Raw genomic sequence first — 18,820 nt, forward strand, 5'->3', positions numbered from 1 at the left:
GATGGATTTAATTTCCTGCGATTTACTTTTTGACTTCTTCCCAAATTTTTAGCATCGGGACAGGCATCGGCAAAAGTTCGATTTGCTCTCGGCTTAGCCAATCGCCCTGGCCAAAAGTCTCACATTTCATATAATAGCTATTTATATGCCAAGTTAAATGTGAAAAAACATGTTTAAATGTAAGCAACTCATGTTTGGCATGAACATTTACTGTAAATTCTTTTTTAAAGTTTTCTACTGTAGATTGGCTTGTATCAATCATCGGAAATTGCCATAGATTAGCAAGTAGACCTTTCTCAGGACGCTGCTGCATTAAAAATCGTCCGTTTTCATCTTCACATACAAGGACATCATATGTAAGGTGCTTCATTTTTATTTTTTTTGATTTGACAGGTAATTTTTCTGGTTCCCCTTCATTAAACGCCGTACAATATTCTCGTACTGGGCATAATAAACATTTGGGCGAGGTAGGTGTACAAATAAGCGCGCCAAGTTCCATTAAACCTTGGTTAAAAGAGGAGGCATGCTCAGGATCAATGAGTTTCTCCACCGCTACTTCGAAAACTTTCTTCGTTTTTGGCATAGCGATGTCATCATGTATATCAAGCACCCTACTTAAAACTCGCATAACATTACCGTCTACTGCATGTTCAGGCTTGTTGTAGGCAATACTTAAAATAGCACCTGCAGTATAGGGACCAACACCTTTTAATTTTGATATTTCGTGGCGATTGTCTGGTACTACGCCTCCGTAATTTTCTAAAACCTCACGAGCACCTGCTTGTAAGTTGCGAGCTCTAGAATAATACCCAAGACCTTCCCAATACTTCAGTAAGTATTCTTGTGGTGCTTCCGCAAGCAAATCTAATGTTGGAAAACTTTCCATAAAACGATTGTAATAAGGAATAACTGTGTCGACACGTGTCTGCTGTAGCATCACTTCTGATACCCAAATTTTATAAGGGTCAGTTGTATGTCTCCACGGTAAGTCGCGTTTCTCAGCGTTAAACCAGTTGACTAAAGATTGTCGAAATTCTGTTACATATGGGTAATTCACAGTGACCTCCGTTGTTTTTACGATTTAATTTATGATGAAAAGGGTATACAATTAAGAAAAGAACATTCGGGTTTAGTCGACAAAAATCGTCTCCTTTGCTTGAATGTCATAAAATTTAATAGATCTTTTATTATTATTGAAATAAAGATGTATGCACATTGTACTCGATTTTACCGCATACTAGGAGTGGATATTTTTGGATTCAGGTACACATTTCGTTATGGGTATTGCCCTTGGCGGTCTTGCATTAGCCGACCCTGTAGTAGCCAATCATTCAATGACTTTTACAGCAGTAATGGCAGGGACAATTATTGGCTCACAAGCTCCAGATGTCGACACTGTGTTAAAGCTACGTAATAACGCTATCTATATTCGACATCATCGAGGAATTACACATTCACTACCAGCTGTGGCTATTTGGCCTATTTTAATTACAGTTGTTTTATCGCTTATTTTGCAAGACGTAAATGTGTTTCATTTATGGCTTTGGACCTTTTTAGCTGTTGGCCTTCATGTCTTTGTTGATATTTTTAACGCCTATGGTACGCAAGCAATTCGACCATTCTCTAAAAAATGGGTAGCATTAGGTGTCATCAATACATTCGATCCAATTATCTTTTCCTTACATTGCCTCGGTATTGTTTTATGGGCATTTGGCACAAATCCAGTTTGGACATTTAGTATCATGTATATCGTAATAGTGATTTATTATATTTTACGATTTGCTGTTCAAAGAGCTGTAAAAAAAGCTGTGCATCATACCATTCAGGACGAGGAATATGTTATTGTAGCACCTACAATGCGCTTCTTCCACTGGCGAATCGCAGCCAAGTCTAAGACTCATTATTATGTTGGGCGTGCTTATGGAAGGACTGTTAATATTTACGATAAATTCGAAATCAAGCCTTTACCTAAAACTGCTGTTATAGATGCGGCAATGAAAGATTCTAATCTAGCTGCATTTGTGTCCTTCTCCCCAATGTACAGATGGGAAATTTCAGAACTTGAAAATGGCTTAACAGAAGTAAGGTTAATCGATTTACGTTATCGTAGTGATAATCGCTATCCTTTCGTAGCTGTTGCACATTTAAACGATGATTATGAAATTGTTACGTCTTATACAGGGTGGATTTTTACAGAAGATAAATTACAGAAAAAGCTACAAATTGGCGCGAGTAATTAAGCAGTAAACCCTGACCACTAGTGGTCAGGGTTTTATTATTGTAACATATCATCACTAGCATCTAAGAAATGAGCATATTTCGGATTGCGCCCTGCAAAAATATGTAATTTATCACCATAGCTTGCAATTAATTGACGCACAAGATTTTCTGTGTACTCTGCCCCACGATAAGCATAGCCTGCTTTCGCAGCTGTTGATTCAAAATCACTCCATAATAATTCCACCCAAACTCGTGCCCGTCCAACAGACATTTGCGGATTTTTTGCTAGTAACTCTGCTGTTAATTTTTCAATTTTCTCTTCCATTTACTTACCCGCCTTTACAGGGGATAATATCGATACAGGTAATGCCTCTTGGTACTTATCCCCGCCTAAACGATGTCCCCAAGCAAAGCGACCCTTTAAATAATCTACTTGGAAAAACTCATTATCTGAACCATCAATACGATACATTTCTCCAGGAACAATCGTATCCAGATCTACTAAATACGCTGCTGCCATTAAAGCTTTACGCTCATAAACAGCAAACTCATTGAGAATTCCTAGCTGTTCTGCCTTTCGAGCTTTCTCTTTTAGAAAAGCAATTTCTTCTCGCAGTTCGTGCTCGGTCATCGCAGCATAATTTTTTTCGTTCATTCTTCATTCTCCTTCTCTTCTATAAAACGATCTATTATTTCTATAGGAAAACCCTTTTGATAGAGCGCCTGTTTAACTTTCATCTTTAGCTCATAACCAGTATACTTCGATACATACTTTTTCCAAACTTTTTCGCCTTGAGTATTTAATAACTGCTGCCAGTTGTCATCATCCTGCACTATCTCAACTTGGCTAAGCACCTCTTCCACAATCGGAAATGCATAACCTTTTCTTAAAAGAAAGTCCTGGATCTTGGCCTTTATTTGTGTTGGCGTTTTCTTATTCTGTGAGCGAATAATTTTCTCCGCTAACTGCATTGCCAGTTTTAATTGTTCCTCAAAACTATATGTAGCAAGCACCTCATCCTGCAGATTTTTCTCAATGCCCTTTTTAATAAGATCTTGTCTAATGGCTCTCGGCCCTTTTTTCATCGTAGCCTTCTTGGTATCAAGCAATGCCTTTGAATAGTTTTCATCATTGATAAAGCCATAAGACTTTAACTTCTGAATTGCCTCCAATATTATGGCTTCTCCAAAATCTAATGTGAGCAGTTTTTTCTTCACCTCATGCTCGCTTCGCATTTGATAAGAAAGAAAGTTTAATCCCTTATTAAAGGCCTTACGTATTTCATCCTCATAGGCAATCTCTTGGATTTCAAATTCATCAAGCACCTTTCCCTTTGTTAAACCGAATTGAATAAGTATGGCTTCATCAACTGGAAAAGCATATTCCTCATTTATATAGATATTATATCGTTCAGGATTGTTTTTTTGACGTGCAATTTTCGTAATTATACGCATAGCAAACACCTCACTATTGCATATTATAGCATTTCTTTTTTAAGGGAGCAGTGATCTGACGAGAGGGTTTTGCTTTCATTCGCGAGTATTCCTCTTCACTCCGCGAGTATTTCTCTTCACTTCGCGAGTATTCCTCTTCACTCCGCGAGGATTCCTCTTCACTCCGCGAGGATTCCTCTTCACTCCGCGAGGATTCCTCTTCACTCCGCGAGTATTCTTCTTCCTTCCGCGAGGATTCCTCTTCACTCCGCGAGGATTTCTCTTCACTCCGCGAGGATTTCTCTTCACTCCGTGAGGATTTCTCTTCACTCCGCGAGGATTTCTCTTCACTCCGCGAGGATTTCTCTTCACTCCGCGAGGATTTCTCTTCACTCCGCGAGGATTTCTCTTCACTCCGCGAGGATTTCTCTTCACTCCGCGAGGATTTCTCTTCACTCCGCGAGGATTTCTCTTCACTCCGCGAGGATTCCTCTTCACTCCGCGAGTATTCTTCTTCCTTCCGTGAGTATTTGCGCTTATTCTGGAATGCACTGAAGATGTTCGCTTTTGAGTTAAGTGTTAAACTTACTAGTAAGTGTTTTTATTCGATCAGAGAAGAGGTGCTTGTTATGAAAATCGTTATTGCAGGTGGCACTGGCTTTGTCGGGAGTGCACTCATAAAGCTATTACAGGATAATGGACATGATGTTTTTGTCTTAACACGTCATCACTCAAGGCTAGAAAATGGTATTCACTATGTACAATGGCTACAGCAGCACGAGCAGCCTTTGCCTTTTTTAGAGGGTGCTGATGCCTTTGTTAATTTAGCAGGTGTTTCATTAAATGATGGGCGCTGGACGAAAAAACAGAAGAAGGCTATTTATTGGAGCCGAATGAATGCAACGCTTGAATTAGTGAAGATAATGGACTTGCTAACGTCAAAGCCTAAAGTTCTTATCAATGCTAGTGCCGTGGGGATTTATCCTACTTCTACAGATGCTGTCTATCATGAGGATTTTATGGACTATGCCCATGATTTTTTGGGTACAACCGTCCATGATTGGGAACGACATGCGAAACGAGCAGAATCATTAGGGATTCGCGTGGCTTTTGCACGCTTTGGTGTCATCTTAGGCAGAAATAGCGGTGCGCTACCACCTATGCTATTGCCCTATCAAATGTATATAGGTGGAACAATTGGTTCTGGTGAGCAATGGCTCTCTTGGGTACATATTGATGATGTAGTACGCGCAATTTATTTCGCGATTATAAATGAAAATATTCGTGGTCCATTTAATATAACAGCTCCGAATGCTATGCGAATGAAAGAGTTCGGACAAACAATCGCAGAAGTCATGGGCAGACGCCATTGGATGCCTGTCCCAAGTTTTGCGATGCGTTTAGCTCTTGGTGAACAAAGTTCGCTTGTTTTAGAAGGACAACATGTGCTGCCCACTGTTTTACAACAACACCATTTTACATTTAAATATCCCGTTTTAAAGCAAGCACTTGAAGATTTGCTAAAAGCTCAGAATTAGCAAAAATTAAGTTGGATAATTTTTTTATAAACTACGCATTCTAATGAAAAAGAAAGGATGCGTTTTTTATGTGGAAACAACATATTGTAGGTGCGGTAATTGCTACTTTTATTATTGCCGCAGGAATTAGTATTAATCCTTATTTCGCTGCTGGTTCTGATGAACACCATTGGGGCTTTAAGCGTGCTAAAAATGGTGAGCAGGCGGAAGCAGGAGCGCAGCTTGATCAGCTACTTGACCAATATGGTGCGATTTACAAAGGAAAGCCAGATAAAAAAATTGCCTATTTAACATTTGATAATGGCTATGAAAACGGCTTTACTGAAAGTATTTTGGATACATTGAAAAAAGAAAATGTACCAGCAACTTTCTTTTTAACAGGGCATTATTTAGACAGTGCCAGCGATTTAGTGAAACGCATGGTGGAAGACGGTCATATTATTGGGAATCATTCATACGGTCATCCCAATATGGCGCGACTTTCTCCAGATGGAATGCGTGCGGAATGGCGGAAATTTGATGGGAAGTTACGTGAATTAACTGGAATCGATCGTACAACATATGCTCGGCCACCTGAAGGTTCTTTCAATGCAAAACTTTTAGAAGTCGGAAATGCTGAAGGCTATCGCCATATTTTCTGGTCTGTGGCTTTCAAGGATTGGATGAAGGATGAACGTCGTGGTGCGGATTATGCCTATAACGCACTTATGGGACAATTACATCCTGGTGCTGTTATTTTAATGCATACTGTAGCACAGGATAATGCCGAAGCTTTACCAATGTTTATTGCGGAAGCTAAAAAGCAGGGCTATACCTTCTTATCGCTTGACGATTTAGTATTGGAATATGAAGATTTTCCTGTCGCTTTGCAATCGCCTGCTCCTTCGTTATAATGGGGAGATGACATTATAGAGCAGGGACGTGGAATGTTTGACGCAGCAAACAACAATGACCGTGGGACAAAAATTCCCACTAACAATAAAAAGGCTTGGTATTAATGGTGAGGGTGTAGGGTTTTATAAACGTAATGTAGTTTTTGTAAAAGGAGCTATTCCCGGAGAAGAAATTACAGCTCAGGTGACAAAAACACAGCGTAATTTTGCTGAAGCAGAAGTTTTAGACATTCGTAAAGCTTCGAAGCATCGTCAGGAGGCACCTTGCCCAGTTTATAACGAATGTGGCGGCTGTCAGCTTCAACATATGACTTACAATAAACAGCTAATTGAAAAGCGAGACATTGTCATTCAAGCATTAGAACGTTATGCCAAACCTTTAACTGAAACGATCGAAGTACGTAAAACACTTGGTATGGATAATCCTTGGCACTATCGTAATAAAAGCCAATTCCAAGTACGTAAAGAGGGTAAGCGTGTATACGCAGGTTTATTTGCTGAAGGAAGCAATAAGCTCTTGAATATTAATGATTGTCTCGTACAGCACCCAGTCACTTCTAAAATTACCGTAGCCACAAGAAAGATTTTGCAAAAACTAAATATCACTATTTACGACGGTCGTACGCTAGATGGTTTAGTGCGTACGATTGTTGTACGTACAGGGATTCGCACTGGTGAGACACAAGTAGTTCTTGTCACAACACGAAAAGAAATCCCTCATTTAACTGAACTTATCACACGTATTAAAAAAATCGATCCGAGTATCGTATCGATAGCACAAAATATTAATCGTGAAAAAACATCATTAATATTTGGTGATGAAACCATTGTACTGGATGGCAAGGAAACGATTCATGAAGAGCTTGGTGAACTAGCCTTTGATTTATCAGCTCGTGCCTTCTTCCAGCTAAATCCAACGCAAACTGTTCATCTTTATGATGAAATAAAAAAAGCCGCTGCATTAACGGGGAAAGAAACAGTCGTTGACGCCTATTGCGGTGTTGGAACAATTGGGCTATGGCTAGCAGATCAGGCGAAAGAAGTACGTGGGATGGATGTCATTCCAGAAAGCATTCAAGATGCGCGTAAAAATGCGCGCAACCATGGCTTCAAGCATACAAAATACGCAGTCGGCACAGCCGAAAGTGTCCTTGCCAAATGGCGCAAGGAAGGTTTTACTCCAGATGTAATTACAGTAGACCCACCACGAACTGGACTAGCACCAGAATTTATTCGAACAGTGCTTAAGCTAAAACCTAAGCGTTTTGTTTATACGTCCTGTAATCCATCCACTTTGGCGAAGGATTTACAACAATTATCAAAGCTTTATCATGTTGAGTATATCCAGCCTGTCGATATGTTCGCACAGACGGCGCAGGTGGAATGCGTTTGTAGCATGGTTTTAAAACCTGAGTATCAGAAATAGTTTGGCGACTTTTTAGATGCAGTCTGTCTATTACAGGCTGCATCTTTTTTATCTTGGTTTCCCTTTTATATGAATGAATAAATAAAAAAACACATCAAAATTAATTGATGTGTCCTTTTTATGTAATGCACAGCACAGGCTGCCTGGTGGGTGATGGACGGTCCAGAAAAGTCGATACCTTAACCAATACCCCAGGATTTAAAAGATTTTTAAATGTTAAACTTTTAGCTTTTATTAAAAGAACTTTGATACGTAAGTTTTGATCTTTCACCTTTAACCTTTAAGCTTTCATATCAGATTAGTTGAAAGTTTCCTTTGAGTAAGACATGTTTTACGTTTTAACTCGCACACATGCCTTTAAGCGCGAGCGACTTTTCGTTTTCCATTTTCGCTAGACCATGCCTATTTATTTCGTTAAGCTCCCACTTCAATAAATGTCGTAGCATTTGATTCCGATAGGACAGCATCAACCTCTGATTCAAATTCTTCAATACAAGTGCTCAATGACTCAATTTGTTTTTTGACATTTAAAGGATCAATGACTTCATACTCATTTCTCTTCATAAATGTTTCTGTATGTAATTTGACTTCATCCGGAGACTGTTTATCTTTATTACCTAATATGTTAATTAAATAGGTTTCCAGTTTTGCAGGTAATGCATCATTTTCTTTGGCAACGGTATTAATGGTTGAACGATATTGATGCTGCATGATTTCTAGCAAATTCTTTTCATATTGAATAGATTGTTTCCGTTCGATTGCCTCTGCTACAGTCATTTCTTCCTTACCAACTATCACCTTTGTGCTAGCGTTAGACTGTACAACTAGAGCTTTTATTTTATTTCGATAGCTAATCAAGCCTACCACTTTATCATAGGACGCTTGCATTTGCTTTTCATATTCTTGAATGTCTACACCATTAATTTTACGATTACTTTTTCGATTAGCTACTACTGCACTAACCTCATTCGTTGCTGTCTCAATTCGTAGATTCAGCATCTTTAATTCTGTTAAGGCACGATGAATAGATAGTTTTTTCATTTCAGTCATGATAAAACCTCCTTCTTAAGCAAGTGTTCTTTCATTATAAAGAGAAAGATGTACAAAGTCCAAAATTACCCATTTTATTTTTTATTGCTTTCATAAGAACATGCCTGTATAATACATTTCTAGGTGCCAAACCTATGTAACTTGGACGGAACATCCTTGTTACGCAAAAAAACGCCATAACAGCACGGATTTGCTGGGCGTTTTTTGTTTTTGAGCGGGAGATGAGCCCCGCTCTTTTTATTTTGCCATTAATGTTTGTTTATGCTTCTGGCGTCCAAATACAAGTAATACCATAGCGACAGCTAACAACAACATTGCTACAAGTAAAAGGAAGCTATAATTTTTTACATACTCTATATAAACTCCACCTAAAAAAGGCCCTGTTAAACTACCAATACTTAAAGCAATTCCACAAAGTAAATTTCCTGTAGGCAAGTAACTCCTTTGGTGTTAGATCGGCCATGTATGTAATGCCTAAAGAAAACATGGAGCCAACTAAAGTGCCTGTTAAGAAAAATGCTATAGCCACAGCTAATTGAGAGTGCTCTAAAAAGCTGGCGATTGCAAAAAGCATAGCGCCTCCGAACGAGCCTACCATCAAGATATTCCTTCTTCCCACTTTATCCCCTAATGCACCAAGTGGTACTTGTGTTAAAATCCCACCAAATGTAAAGACAGATAGAATAATAGGGATCATACCTACTTCGTAGCCTTTGCGTAAAGCATAAACTGGGAATAAAGCATTTAATGAAGACTCAAGGAATCCATAAACGAAAGGTCCTAAAAAGGCCATCCATCCAAATAAAATAGCCATTTTGTAGCGTTGCCATCCTCTTGCATTTAAGTCGCCTGTTAGTCGCTCAGGTTTTTCATTTTGTAAGAAAAATACAAAAGACCATGCAAACAAGCACATGATGGATGATATGATAAACGGTAACGCTTCAGCAATCTCAATCAGCTTCACCATAAGTGGTCCTATGGCAAAGCCTATACTAAATGACAAGCCATAGATGGCCATTCCTTTTCCCAAACTTTTATGATCTGCTGTGCTTGTAATCCATGTTTGGGTCGCATAATGCAAGGCATGGTCCCCTACTCCAATGAGCAAACGAAGAACAAACCAGAAGGTCACACTTTTCCAGAAGGGGAATGCAAGCAAAGATGCAAAAACAAGTGCTCCTCCAACTAAAATAATCGGTTTGTAGCCCCATTTTCGTAAAGGCTGCTCGATAAATGGTGAGATTAATAGTGTTCCTATGTATAAGCCTGTTGCATTCAAGCCATTCAATGCCGAGGATACGCCATCCCGTTCAAATATGATCGAAATAAGCGGTAACAGCATCCCTTGTGAAAAGCCTGATATGGATACAATTAATACTAAAATGGTAAATCGTTTTTTGCTGTAATCTGAGAAGTATGTCATCTTTTCCTCCAATATCGTCATTCTTCCAAAGAACAGCATATCAAAAAGCCTTAGCGCTCACCACATGTGATTTTACGCTAAGGCCTAACTAATACTTATATTCATTTAATTGTATAAACACGAAATTCGGCTTTTGATTATTACCGGATACTTGTTTAAACTCCCTCCTTTTCGAGTTAGCTTTGCAATGATACTTTTTCCAATCAGCTCCTTTACTTTATCTTAAAACAACTTTAACATACATCCTCAATATTGTAAATATTCTGCCTATTGATTTTTAAAATTAATCTCTTAGTCCTAGGTGTTTACCTAAACATTGAAATTTAAGCCCAAATCGGCTACGATAAAGGGGATGAAATGAGGTGTACGAATGTCAAAGCCAATCACTGATAAAAAACAGCAAGTAACCTACTTAAAAGAGCGTCTTGAAATTTTTTTAGAAGTATTAGATGCCCTTGATCCCGAAACTGCTGAATTAGAGGATATCGATCGCTTAATTCAAATGATGGATGATTTAGAAGATAAAATGGAGCAGTTTAATGCTCGTGAACAATAATGAGTCAAAACAAGCGAGCATATAATATGCTCGCTTGTTTTTTAGTGGCAGTCCCAATTATAAAGCACCTTGCTAAAATCTTTATTGTTTAGCTCTTCTGCTGTAATGAAGAAGTTGCCGACACCACAATCGCCCCAAAGGATATCATCACCTACACTATCAATCTGTAATAACATGATTGTAGAGTCCGTATAATCACCGTATGCTCGTGGATCTTCCTGTGTAAAGTACGGATACCCACCTATTTTATGTCCATCACCAGTCAAAGCATCATAGAAGGCATCTTCTAATGTATCATCATCCTCTATTGATGTTAAGATACTAGCGTACATGTCATTACTTCTAAAATCATCAATGGACAATGGTTCAAAGCCTGCTTTAAAGGATAGTGCCATTTCACGCTCCACAGGAAAATACATCTCCTCATCCACTATTTTGACAAATGAAAAATCTTGAACGAGCTTTGTTTCATCATGCACGATCGATTCATGGAAGATAATACGAAATCCTTCTTGATTTTGTCCATTATCAAAATCCATTCCTAACACATCGTCATAACCATCAATATAAAACTGTAATATTCCCTCTTCTGGAAAATTCGCTAGATGCTTTGGTACTTCTGTAAAATTAATTTGAGCTAATAGCTTCAAAGGTTGTCCATTGTTATTTGTTGGATATTCCATCGACAGTGGAAAGTAGGGATTCCCTGCAAACTTACTTTGAAATAAAGATGTTTTGCTTACCTTCGTATCAACCAATACAACAGGCTTCATTGTTTCTTCTATTAATGGTCTATATTTTTCAAATTCTTCCGGTAATTCAAGTAAAGTTTTAGCAGCCATTCAAATTCCTCCTAAATGTGGATTCACTTCTATTTTAGAACAAATGTTCTATTAAATCAACCCCTTCTCAAAATACTATGAAAACAAGCTTTAATTTAGGGCTCTCAGATAAGGACTCTTTTTTTCATTAGTTGAAAAGAGTATAATGTAACGTGGAAATAATCAATTTTTCTATGGGGGGCAATACCAATGAATCTACAAACTTTGGAGAAAAGTCTTTATGATTTAATTACTGAAACATCTACGAATTTACCTAAGGATGTACGTCGTGCTATTAAAAAAGCAAAAGAAGCTGAGAATGCTGGTACACGTGCAGCAATGAGTTTAGACACAATTGCAAATAATATTATTATGGCAGAAGATAATGTGTCACCAATTTGTCAGGATACAGGGCTACCAACTTTCAAAATCTATACACCTGTTGGCGTAAACCAATTAGAAATTAAAGCTGCAATCAAAAAAGCAATCAATGATACAACAGCAGATGCTAAATTACGTCCAAACGCGGTAGATTCTTTAACTGGTGCAAACAGTGGGAATAACCTTGGTGATGGTTTACCAGTTATGAAGTTCGAACAATGGGAAAAAGATTACATTACAATTAAATTAATTCTAAAAGGCGGCGGCTGTGAAAATAAAAACATTCAGTACAGCTTACCATGCGAATTAGAAGGTCTTGGTCGTGCAGGTCGTGACTTAGACGGTATTCGTAAATGTATTTTACACTCTGTGTACCAAGCACAAGGTCAGGGCTGTTCAGCTGGTTTCATCGGTGTAGGCATTGGTGGAGATCGTTCTTCTGGCTACGATTTAGCAAAAGAGCAATTATTCCGTCATGTTGAAGATACAAACCCAAATTCAGATCTTGCTAAATTAGAAGAGTATGTTGTCAAAACAGCTAATACATTCGGTATTGGTACAATGGGCTTCGGTGGTGAAGCAACATTACTAGGCTGTAAAATTGGAGTGATGCACCGTATCCCTGCTTCCTTCTATGTATCTGTAGCTTATAACTGCTGGGCTTACCGTCGTATGGCTGTGGACATCGATCCACAAACAGGCGAAATTATGAATTGGCACTACCAAGAAGGTGAAAAAATCACGTTCAAAGAAGATGAAGTAGCTGCTACAACAGAAGATACAACTACAAATCTAGTAGAGCTTACTGCACCAATTACGGAAGAACAAATTCGCTCACTAAAAGTGGGAGATGTCGTTTCTATTACTGGTCGTATGTATACTGGCCGTGACGCTATCCATCACCATTTAATGAGCCACGATGCACCAGTGGACTTAAATGGACAAGTTATTTATCACTGCGGACCTGTAATGGCAAAAGATGAGGAAGGTAACTGGACAGTAAAAGCAGCTGGTCCAACTACTTCTATTCGTGAGGAGCCTTACCAAGGTGATATCATGAAAAAATTCGGTATCCGTGCTGTGATTGGTAAAGGTGGAATGGGACCAAAAACATTAAAAGCTCTAAATGAACATGGTGGTGTTTACTTAAATGCAATCGGTGGAGCAGCCCAATACTATGCAGACTGCATTAAAGGTGTTGATGGTGTCGATTTAATGGACTTTGGTATTCCAGAAGCTATGTGGCACTTAAATGTAGAAAACTTTACAGCAGTTGTAACAATGGATTCACATGGTAACTCTCTACATGCAGATGTCGATAAATCATCATTAGATAAGCTTGCTTTGCATGCAGAAAGAGTTTTCTAATTAAATAAACGGTAGTAGTCATCCATTTGATTGCACCATTTTGTAAGGCACAGAATATTCCTAGTGAATAGACTGTGCTTTTTTTATTTAAAATCCCCTATCATCATCACCCCATGGTCAAAGTAAATATCCTTCAAACTTCCTACTTTATTTTTACAAATTCCTTTGTTATAATAATTCTAAATAAAAGAGATGGTAATTGAAATCCATTTTCAATTAAAAAACTTTAATAAATATTAATTTATAAAGGTTTTGATATTGATTTTCATTATCAGGAGGGATATAGATGGAATACTCTAATCGAGAAAATATAAATTTAATTGAGAAAACAAAAGAACATGCTGAATTGATCGCTGCATTGATGGCGGGCATTTTCATCTTACTTGCATGGCGCTTAGATACGAGCGGACAAACAACTGCTTCAGTTCTACTATATTTAATTGCATTTTTTGTAGGTGGATTCGCAAAAGCAAAAGAGGGCATTGAAGAAACGATTGAAGATCGAAAACTAAATGTAGAGCTATTGATGGTATTAGCCGCCATTGGTTCTGCAGCAATCGGCTATTGGACAGAGGGAGCTATTCTTATTTTCATTTTCGCAGTAAGTGGTGCACTTGAAACATATGCAATGAATAAAAGTCATCGTGAAATATCAGCACTTATGAATTTACAGCCAGAAGAAGCTTGGTTAGTGCGTGGCGGATTTGAACCTATGAAAGTGTCCGTGTCCACGTTAAATATCGGCGATCATTTATTGATAAAACCAGGTGAACGCATTCCAGCAGATGGTATTATTTTCAAAGGACAGTCTTCTATTGATGAATCAGCTATTAGTGGAGAGCCACTGCCTGTCTCAAAAATCGAAGGTGACGAAGTATTTGCAGGCACAGTAAATTTAAATGGTGCTATTACGATGGAAATGACCAAAGCAAATTCAGAAACACTTTTCCAAAAAATTATACAACTTGTCCAAAATGCGCAAAGTGAAAAATCTCCCTCACAACAATTCATCGAAAAATTTGAGGGGACTTATGTAAAATTTGTGTTATTAGGTGTTGCCTTAATGATGTTCCTTCCCCACTTTTTACTCGGATGGGATTGGACAACGACGTTTTACCGAGCAATGGTGTTATTGGTGGTTGCATCCCCTTGTGCACTCGTAGCATCGATTATGCCTGCAACACTAGCAGCCATCTCAAATGGTGCAAAAAATGGTGTACTTTTTAAAGGTGGCTTACATTTAGAGCATCTCAGTGTTTTACGTGCTTTAGCTGTCGATAAAACAGGTACTTTAACACAGGGTAAACCAGTTGTTACAGATTTTATTGTCCGAGATGGCGTAGATCGTAATATCGCTTTAGCAAAGCTTGCAGGGATTGAATCGCAATCCAATCACCCACTAGCTCAAGCCATTACTACATACGCTAAAGCAGAAGGAATTAACACATTACCACAGGCAACAATCGAGGATATTCCTGGTTGGGGTATAAAAGGGACGATCCATCATGAGGAGTATCAAGTGGGGAAACCTGAGTTTGTTGGTACTCAGCTTGCCAATGATTTTGCAAATAGTGCTGCTACAAAACTTGCTGCGGAAGGGAAAACAGTTATTTTTATTCGGGATCAGCATGGTATTGTTGCCTTAACAGCTCTAAAAGATACTGTACGCAGCGAAGCTAAAAAGGCTGTAGCTCTATTAAAAGATCTCGGCATTCAAGTGGTAATGCTCACAGGTGACAATGAAAAAACAGCTAAAGTCATCGCAAAGGAAGCTGGCGTTACTGAATATGTAGCAGAATGTCTGCCTGAAACAAAAGTTACTGAAATGAAACGCCTACTTACACAACATCAATTTGTTGGAATGGTCGGCGATGGTATTAACGATGCGCCTGCATTAGCTACGGCAACTACTGGCATTGCGATGGGTGAAGGAACAGACGTTGCATTAGAAACAGCCGATGTTGTGTTGATGAAAAATGATTTATCCAAAATTGCTTATGCTGTTCGCTTATCTCGTAAAATGCAGCGTATTGTAAAACAAAATATCTTCTTCTCTATCGGCGTTATTGTTTTATTAATCGCCTCTAACTTTTTACAAGTAGTCGACCTTCCTTTAGGTGTAATCGGACATGAGGGTAGTACAATTCTAGTTATTTTAAACGGTTTACGCATGCTCAATAAAAATATCTAATGACAAAGCCTCGCCTTTCTCATAAAGAAAAGCGAGGCTCATTTTGTTTTATTGTTATTTCCTTACTCATGAAGTTCTTTTTGTAGTGCCCTTTTTTGCATGGTAGCATTTAATACCCCACCAAAGATGATAATAATTCCTGTAAAGTATAACCAGAGCATTAAAATAATGACACCACCGATACTACCATATGTAGCAGAATAATTTGCAAAATTATTAATATAGAAAGAGAAACCATATGTGACTGCTAACCAGGCAAGTGTCGCAAACATCGCCCCTGGCCATACACCCATTATTTTCAAACGCGGGCTTGTATTTGGAACGACCCAGTAGATTCCCATTAAAACGATAAAAATAAGTAAAGGTGGTATTGACCATCTTAATTTGTGCCAAATAGATTCAAATTGCTCCTCAATTCCAACGATTGAAAATAGGAAATGTCCTATTTGCTGACCAAAAACTGGTAGTAAGAGAGCGATAGCCATCACAATTACAAGAGCGATTGTAAAAACCAGTGACAACCCTCTATCTAATATGCCAGCTCTCCCCTCTGTATCATAGGCTTTATTTAAAGCTCGAATAAGCGCATTAATACCTTTCGATGCAGACCAAATTGTACCGAGAACCCCGATGGACAATAAACTACTATTTCGATTTGTTAAAATCTCATTCAGCGTATTTTCAATCAGCTTATACACTTCATCTGGTAAGATATTCACTAAAAATGAATAGACCTGTGTCGTTTCTAAATTTAGATACGGTAATAGCGTCACTAAGAAAATAAGTAAGGGGAAGAACGATAGTAAAAAGAAATAAGCCAATTGTGCAGCAAGCGCAGATATTTCAACTCGCTTTAGCCGACTTATTAAATCTTGAACAAAGCCTTTGGATGTCATCACGTCAATCGATTCCTCCTCAGGAGAGACAAACGACTTTACGAACCCAAAAGCATTTTGCATTGTTGCTTTTTTCCCTTCCATATAATTCCTCCTAAAGCTTCCTTTACTCCTTTTCAGGTAAAGTAAAGGCTGATTTCGTGTCCTCAATCATTCCTTGTATTGTGGAAGGTAATTCTTTAAATTCATCAACCTTCTCAGCAATCGTGTTAACATTATCAGACACGCTTTCACAAAGCACTTTTGCTGCCAGCACTTTTTCCTCCACTAGCACCTGTAGTTCTTCACGATTTGATGCATAATATGTGATGGCTTCCTTCATTTTTTTAGTTGTAGCAATTGTTGTTTCACGCGTTGTACGATCGAGCATACTTAATGCAGCACCAACTGCTGCTCCTGCTACGATTGAAGCTAATAATTTACTCTGACCCATATTTATAACCCCCTGCTTGTGTATTTGCATATTCCCTATTATTTCATAAATAAACAGCTTCCTGCACTTATTCTACCCAATAACAGTCTATTTTTAAAGCAATGCTCAAATACGGAGTTGACATTTTTTTTATTCAATGAAATGATATGTGCGAGGATTATGAAAGGTAGGGTAAAAAATGGATTTATCAGTTCCGTCTAAGGAAAACGTAGTGTATATGGTGGATCAAATGAAGGACAAGCTACGCATGGTGAATGTTGATGCAATGAAATCAGAACATTTCGATGAAGCTAATTATGAAGATTTAGTGTATTTATATGAGATGGTGATGAAAAGAGAAACATTTAGCCCAAGTGAAATGCAAGCGATTGTTGCTGAATTGGGGTCTTTACGTAAGTAAAGTAAATAAAAGCTATTAGCATGTGACGATTGGTCAGCCGCTAATAGCTTTTTATTATTGTGTATTTTTTGCTTCTGAACCATCTTCGGTAACCAATGGCTGAATAAGCACTTCTACACGTCGGTTCTGTGCACGACCTTCTGCTGTATCGTTTGGAGCAATCGCTCGGTTTTCACCATAGCCTTTCGCACTAAAGTTCTCAGACTTTAATTGTGAATTACTATCTAATAATACCATGTAAAAATTAGACGCACGCATTAATGATAACTCCAAGTTTGATGAGAAGTTAGGGCCAGCTGGCACATTATCTGTATGACCTGTAATAACAATATTACGAGGTGGATTAGACACTAATACATCCGCAAGCTCTTTTGCAATTGGAATATATTCTGGTTTAATCGTTGCTTTACCAGGATCAAATAAAATACTATCACGGATAGTTACAAGCAATCCCTCATCTGTCATTTCAGTTGCAAATTGACCTTCCATCTCATTAACTGCAATAAAGTTGTCCACACTATCTTTAATAGCTGCTAGCTCTTGTTGATCCTTTAAATAGGCCGAATTTTGCTGTGGCGTTTGGTCGCTATCTGCATTCGGGCTTGGTACTGGTGCAGGCTGCTCTAGAAAGCTTGTTCCCCCGTCAAATACTTGACTAAATACCGCCGACATTCTCTCTAACTTTTCTTGATCAACTGAACTTGAGGCAAATAAAATAATAAACACAGCTAAGAGCAAAGTTAAAATATCTGCGTATGGAACTAACCAAGATTCATCAATATGTTCATCATGCTTTTTTTTCTTAGCTTTCTTTGCCAAGGCCACCCGCCCCGCTTTCACCAGAAATTTGACGACGTTCTTCCATCGTTAAGTATGATGATAGTTTCTGTTCAATTACACGTGGAGCCTCCCCTTCTAATACTGAAAGGATACCCTCAATCATCATTCTCTTTTGTTTTACTTCTAAAGCAGACTTACGCTTTAACTTGTTCGCAAATGGGTGCCATAAAACATAACCTGTAAAGATACCGAGTAATGTAGCCATGAAAGCAGCCGAAATAGCATGTCCAAGCTTTTCGATATCGTTCATATCAGCCAATGCGGCGATTAACCCTACTACTGCACCAAGAACCCCTAAAGTTGGTGCATATGTACCTGCTTGCGTAAAAATAGCAGACCCACTAGCATGACGCTCTTCCATTGCTTCCACTTCTTCCGTTAGTACATCACGGATGTAGTCAGCATTTTGACCATCAATTGCTAATGTAAGACCATTTTTTAAAAATGGATCTTCAATTTCAGAAGCCTTGCTTTCAAGTGCTAATAGTCCTTCACGACGAGCTAAGTCAGCCCATTGTGAAAACATTTTAATAATTTCTATATCATTCGCTAATTTCGTTTCTTTAAAAAGAATTTTAAATAGCTTCGGTACGCGCTTTAACTCTTGCATTGGAAAGGCAATTGTTACTGCTGAAATAGTACCAAAAATGATAATTAGAATGGCTGCAGGGTTATAAAATGCACTTAAGCTTACACCCTTCATCACCATCCCCGTTAATAGTGCTACTAAGGCAAGTATTAACCCTATAATCGACGATTTATCCATCCTAGAACCTCCAAATCTACTATTACTGTTATTTTCGTCTGTTTTTCCATATTTTAAATATATATATTCCTAGTATAAATGTATTTCACTTATTTTTCGATGTAATTAATGCTTTTTATTCACATTTCGACCATTTTTGATTATATTGAATTAAGAATATTACACTAAACTGTCTTATATCGAA

18 protein-coding genes and 1 pseudogene are annotated in these 18,820 nt (G+C 38.2%); 8 read left to right on the forward strand and 11 right to left on the reverse strand.

What is annotated here, in order from left to right; genetic code table 11:
* Positions 1–22 precede the first annotated feature (22 nt).
* Positions 23–1,057 carry an A/G-specific adenine glycosylase gene (gene mutY / locus V6670_RS19445; protein ID WP_338651888.1) on the reverse strand — a complete coding sequence of 345 codons (1,035 nt, stop codon included), beginning with the start codon at positions 1,055–1,057 and terminating at the stop codon, positions 23–25.
* 196 nt (positions 1,058–1,253) lie between these two features.
* Here mutY and V6670_RS19450 point away from each other — a divergent pair, with 196 nt between their 5' ends.
* Positions 1,254–2,240 carry a metal-dependent hydrolase gene (locus V6670_RS19450; protein WP_338651889.1) on the forward strand — a complete coding sequence of 329 codons (987 nt, stop codon included), beginning with the start codon at positions 1,254–1,256 and terminating at the stop codon, positions 2,238–2,240.
* Positions 2,241–2,275: 35 nt separating this feature from the next.
* Here the strand turns inward: V6670_RS19450 and V6670_RS19455 are convergent, their stop codons facing one another.
* The 3 genes from V6670_RS19455 to recX are packed head-to-tail and all read right to left on the reverse strand — an operon-like array spanning position 2,276 to position 3,675.
* Entirely contained in the window at positions 2,276–2,545 is a 270-nt protein-coding gene (locus tag V6670_RS19455; RefSeq protein WP_338651890.1) for a YfhJ family protein, read from the reverse strand.
* Positions 2,546–2,875, reverse strand: coding sequence for a YfhH family protein (locus V6670_RS19460; protein ID WP_036122247.1), 330 nt, complete (start codon positions 2,873–2,875; stop codon positions 2,546–2,548).
* On the reverse strand, positions 2,872–3,675 hold the full coding sequence (gene recX, locus V6670_RS19465) for a recombination regulator RecX (protein ID WP_338651891.1): 804 nt from the start codon (positions 3,673–3,675) through the stop codon (positions 2,872–2,874). The genes V6670_RS19460 and recX overlap by 4 nt, the downstream gene beginning before the upstream one ends.
* A gap of 608 nt (positions 3,676–4,283) precedes the next feature.
* Between recX and V6670_RS19470 the strand changes: the two genes are divergently transcribed.
* From V6670_RS19470 to rlmD, 3 genes are all read left to right on the forward strand, one after another.
* The gene (locus V6670_RS19470; RefSeq protein ID WP_338651892.1) at positions 4,284–5,192 is read left to right on the forward strand and encodes a TIGR01777 family oxidoreductase; all 909 of its coding nucleotides are present in this window, start codon (positions 4,284–4,286) and stop codon (positions 5,190–5,192) included.
* Positions 5,193–5,260: 68 nt separating this feature from the next.
* Positions 5,261–6,085: a polysaccharide deacetylase family protein gene (locus V6670_RS19475; protein WP_338651893.1), complete on the forward strand. Its 825-nt coding sequence runs from the start codon at positions 5,261–5,263 to the stop codon at positions 6,083–6,085.
* 37 nt (positions 6,086–6,122) lie between these two features.
* The gene (gene rlmD / locus V6670_RS19480; protein WP_089934589.1) at positions 6,123–7,511 is read left to right on the forward strand and encodes a 23S rRNA (uracil(1939)-C(5))-methyltransferase RlmD; all 1,389 of its coding nucleotides are present in this window, start codon (positions 6,123–6,125) and stop codon (positions 7,509–7,511) included.
* Between the two features lie 414 nt (positions 7,512–7,925).
* On the opposite strand, the gene V6670_RS19485 is transcribed toward rlmD, so the two are convergent.
* Positions 7,926–8,561, reverse strand: coding sequence for a hypothetical protein (locus tag V6670_RS19485; RefSeq protein WP_338651894.1), 636 nt, complete (start codon positions 8,559–8,561; stop codon positions 7,926–7,928).
* 237 nt (positions 8,562–8,798) lie between these two features.
* Positions 8,799–9,903, reverse strand: a pseudogene (locus V6670_RS19490) (MFS transporter).
* A 451-nt stretch (positions 9,904–10,354) separates the two neighbouring features.
* On the opposite strand from V6670_RS19490, the gene V6670_RS19495 reads away from it, so the two are divergent.
* Positions 10,355–10,540: an SE1561 family protein gene (locus V6670_RS19495; RefSeq protein ID WP_036123069.1), complete on the forward strand. Its 186-nt coding sequence runs from the start codon at positions 10,355–10,357 to the stop codon at positions 10,538–10,540.
* Between the two features lie 41 nt (positions 10,541–10,581).
* Here V6670_RS19495 and V6670_RS19500 read toward each other — a convergent pair whose 3' ends face one another.
* Entirely contained in the window at positions 10,582–11,382 is an 801-nt protein-coding gene (locus V6670_RS19500; protein ID WP_338651895.1) for a YwqG family protein, read from the reverse strand.
* A gap of 189 nt (positions 11,383–11,571) precedes the next feature.
* Here V6670_RS19500 and V6670_RS19505 point away from each other — a divergent pair, with 189 nt between their 5' ends.
* The gene (locus V6670_RS19505) at positions 11,572–13,110 is read left to right on the forward strand and encodes a fumarate hydratase (RefSeq protein ID WP_338651896.1); all 1,539 of its coding nucleotides are present in this window, start codon (positions 11,572–11,574) and stop codon (positions 13,108–13,110) included.
* Between the two features lie 286 nt (positions 13,111–13,396).
* Positions 13,397–15,301 carry a heavy metal translocating P-type ATPase gene (locus V6670_RS19510; protein WP_338651897.1) on the forward strand — a complete coding sequence of 635 codons (1,905 nt, stop codon included), beginning with the start codon at positions 13,397–13,399 and terminating at the stop codon, positions 15,299–15,301.
* 62 nt (positions 15,302–15,363) lie between these two features.
* On the opposite strand, the gene V6670_RS19515 is transcribed toward V6670_RS19510, so the two are convergent.
* A complete protein-coding gene (locus V6670_RS19515; protein ID WP_338651898.1) occupies positions 15,364–16,281 on the reverse strand; it encodes a YihY/virulence factor BrkB family protein in 918 nt (305 codons plus the stop codon).
* 22 nt (positions 16,282–16,303) lie between these two features.
* Positions 16,304–16,630 carry a hypothetical protein gene (locus V6670_RS19520; protein WP_058843701.1) on the reverse strand — a complete coding sequence of 109 codons (327 nt, stop codon included), beginning with the start codon at positions 16,628–16,630 and terminating at the stop codon, positions 16,304–16,306.
* A gap of 178 nt (positions 16,631–16,808) precedes the next feature.
* Between V6670_RS19520 and V6670_RS19525 the strand changes: the two genes are divergently transcribed.
* A complete protein-coding gene (locus V6670_RS19525) occupies positions 16,809–17,030 on the forward strand; it encodes a DUF1128 domain-containing protein (RefSeq protein WP_036123318.1) in 222 nt (73 codons plus the stop codon).
* Positions 17,031–17,084: 54 nt separating this feature from the next.
* On the opposite strand, the gene motB is transcribed toward V6670_RS19525, so the two are convergent.
* Together motB and motA are read right to left on the reverse strand one after the other, a co-directional pair.
* Positions 17,085–17,849 (reverse strand): flagellar motor protein MotB, encoded by a 765-nt coding sequence (motB, locus tag V6670_RS19530; protein WP_036123321.1) that lies wholly within the window; start codon positions 17,847–17,849, stop codon positions 17,085–17,087.
* A complete protein-coding gene (gene motA, locus V6670_RS19535; RefSeq protein WP_036123322.1) occupies positions 17,833–18,636 on the reverse strand; it encodes a flagellar motor stator protein MotA in 804 nt (267 codons plus the stop codon). The genes motB and motA overlap by 17 nt, the downstream gene beginning before the upstream one ends.
* Between the last annotated feature and the right edge of the window lie 184 nt (positions 18,637–18,820).

The organism is Lysinibacillus sp. Y5S-8, from assembly GCF_036894365.1.
GTDB classification, from domain to species: Bacteria; Bacillota; Bacilli; order Bacillales_A; family Planococcaceae; genus Lysinibacillus; species Lysinibacillus fusiformis_D.

What these genes read in the sequence shown, in the direction of transcription:
- V6670_RS19485 (WP_338651894.1), bottom strand. Translation starts at nt 8,561, where the DNA reads ATGACTGAAATGAAAAAACTATCTATTCATCGTGCCTTAACAGAATTA.
- motA (WP_036123322.1), bottom strand. Translation starts at nt 18,636, where the DNA reads ATGGATAAATCGTCGATTATAGGGTTAATACTTGCCTTAGTAGCACTA.
- V6670_RS19470 (WP_338651892.1), top strand. Translation starts at nt 4,284, where the DNA reads ATGAAAATCGTTATTGCAGGTGGCACTGGCTTTGTCGGGAGTGCACTC.
- V6670_RS19455 (WP_338651890.1), bottom strand. Translation starts at nt 2,545, where the DNA reads ATGGAAGAGAAAATTGAAAAATTAACAGCAGAGTTACTAGCAAAAAAT.
- V6670_RS19495 (WP_036123069.1), top strand. Translation starts at nt 10,355, where the DNA reads ATGTCAAAGCCAATCACTGATAAAAAACAGCAAGTAACCTACTTAAAA.
- V6670_RS19460 (WP_036122247.1), bottom strand. Translation starts at nt 2,875, where the DNA reads ATGAACGAAAAAAATTATGCTGCGATGACCGAGCACGAACTGCGAGAA.
- V6670_RS19500 (WP_338651895.1), bottom strand. Translation starts at nt 11,382, where the DNA reads ATGGCTGCTAAAACTTTACTTGAATTACCGGAAGAATTTGAAAAATAT.
- V6670_RS19520 (WP_058843701.1), bottom strand. Translation starts at nt 16,630, where the DNA reads ATGGGTCAGAGTAAATTATTAGCTTCAATCGTAGCAGGAGCAGCAGTT.
- recX (WP_338651891.1), bottom strand. Translation starts at nt 3,675, where the DNA reads ATGCGTATAATTACGAAAATTGCACGTCAAAAAAACAATCCTGAACGA.
- V6670_RS19525 (WP_036123318.1), top strand. Translation starts at nt 16,809, where the DNA reads ATGGATTTATCAGTTCCGTCTAAGGAAAACGTAGTGTATATGGTGGAT.
- V6670_RS19515 (WP_338651898.1), bottom strand. Translation starts at nt 16,281, where the DNA reads ATGGAAGGGAAAAAAGCAACAATGCAAAATGCTTTTGGGTTCGTAAAG.
- V6670_RS19475 (WP_338651893.1), top strand. Translation starts at nt 5,261, where the DNA reads ATGTGGAAACAACATATTGTAGGTGCGGTAATTGCTACTTTTATTATT.
- V6670_RS19510 (WP_338651897.1), top strand. Translation starts at nt 13,397, where the DNA reads ATGGAATACTCTAATCGAGAAAATATAAATTTAATTGAGAAAACAAAA.
- V6670_RS19505 (WP_338651896.1), top strand. Translation starts at nt 11,572, where the DNA reads ATGAATCTACAAACTTTGGAGAAAAGTCTTTATGATTTAATTACTGAA.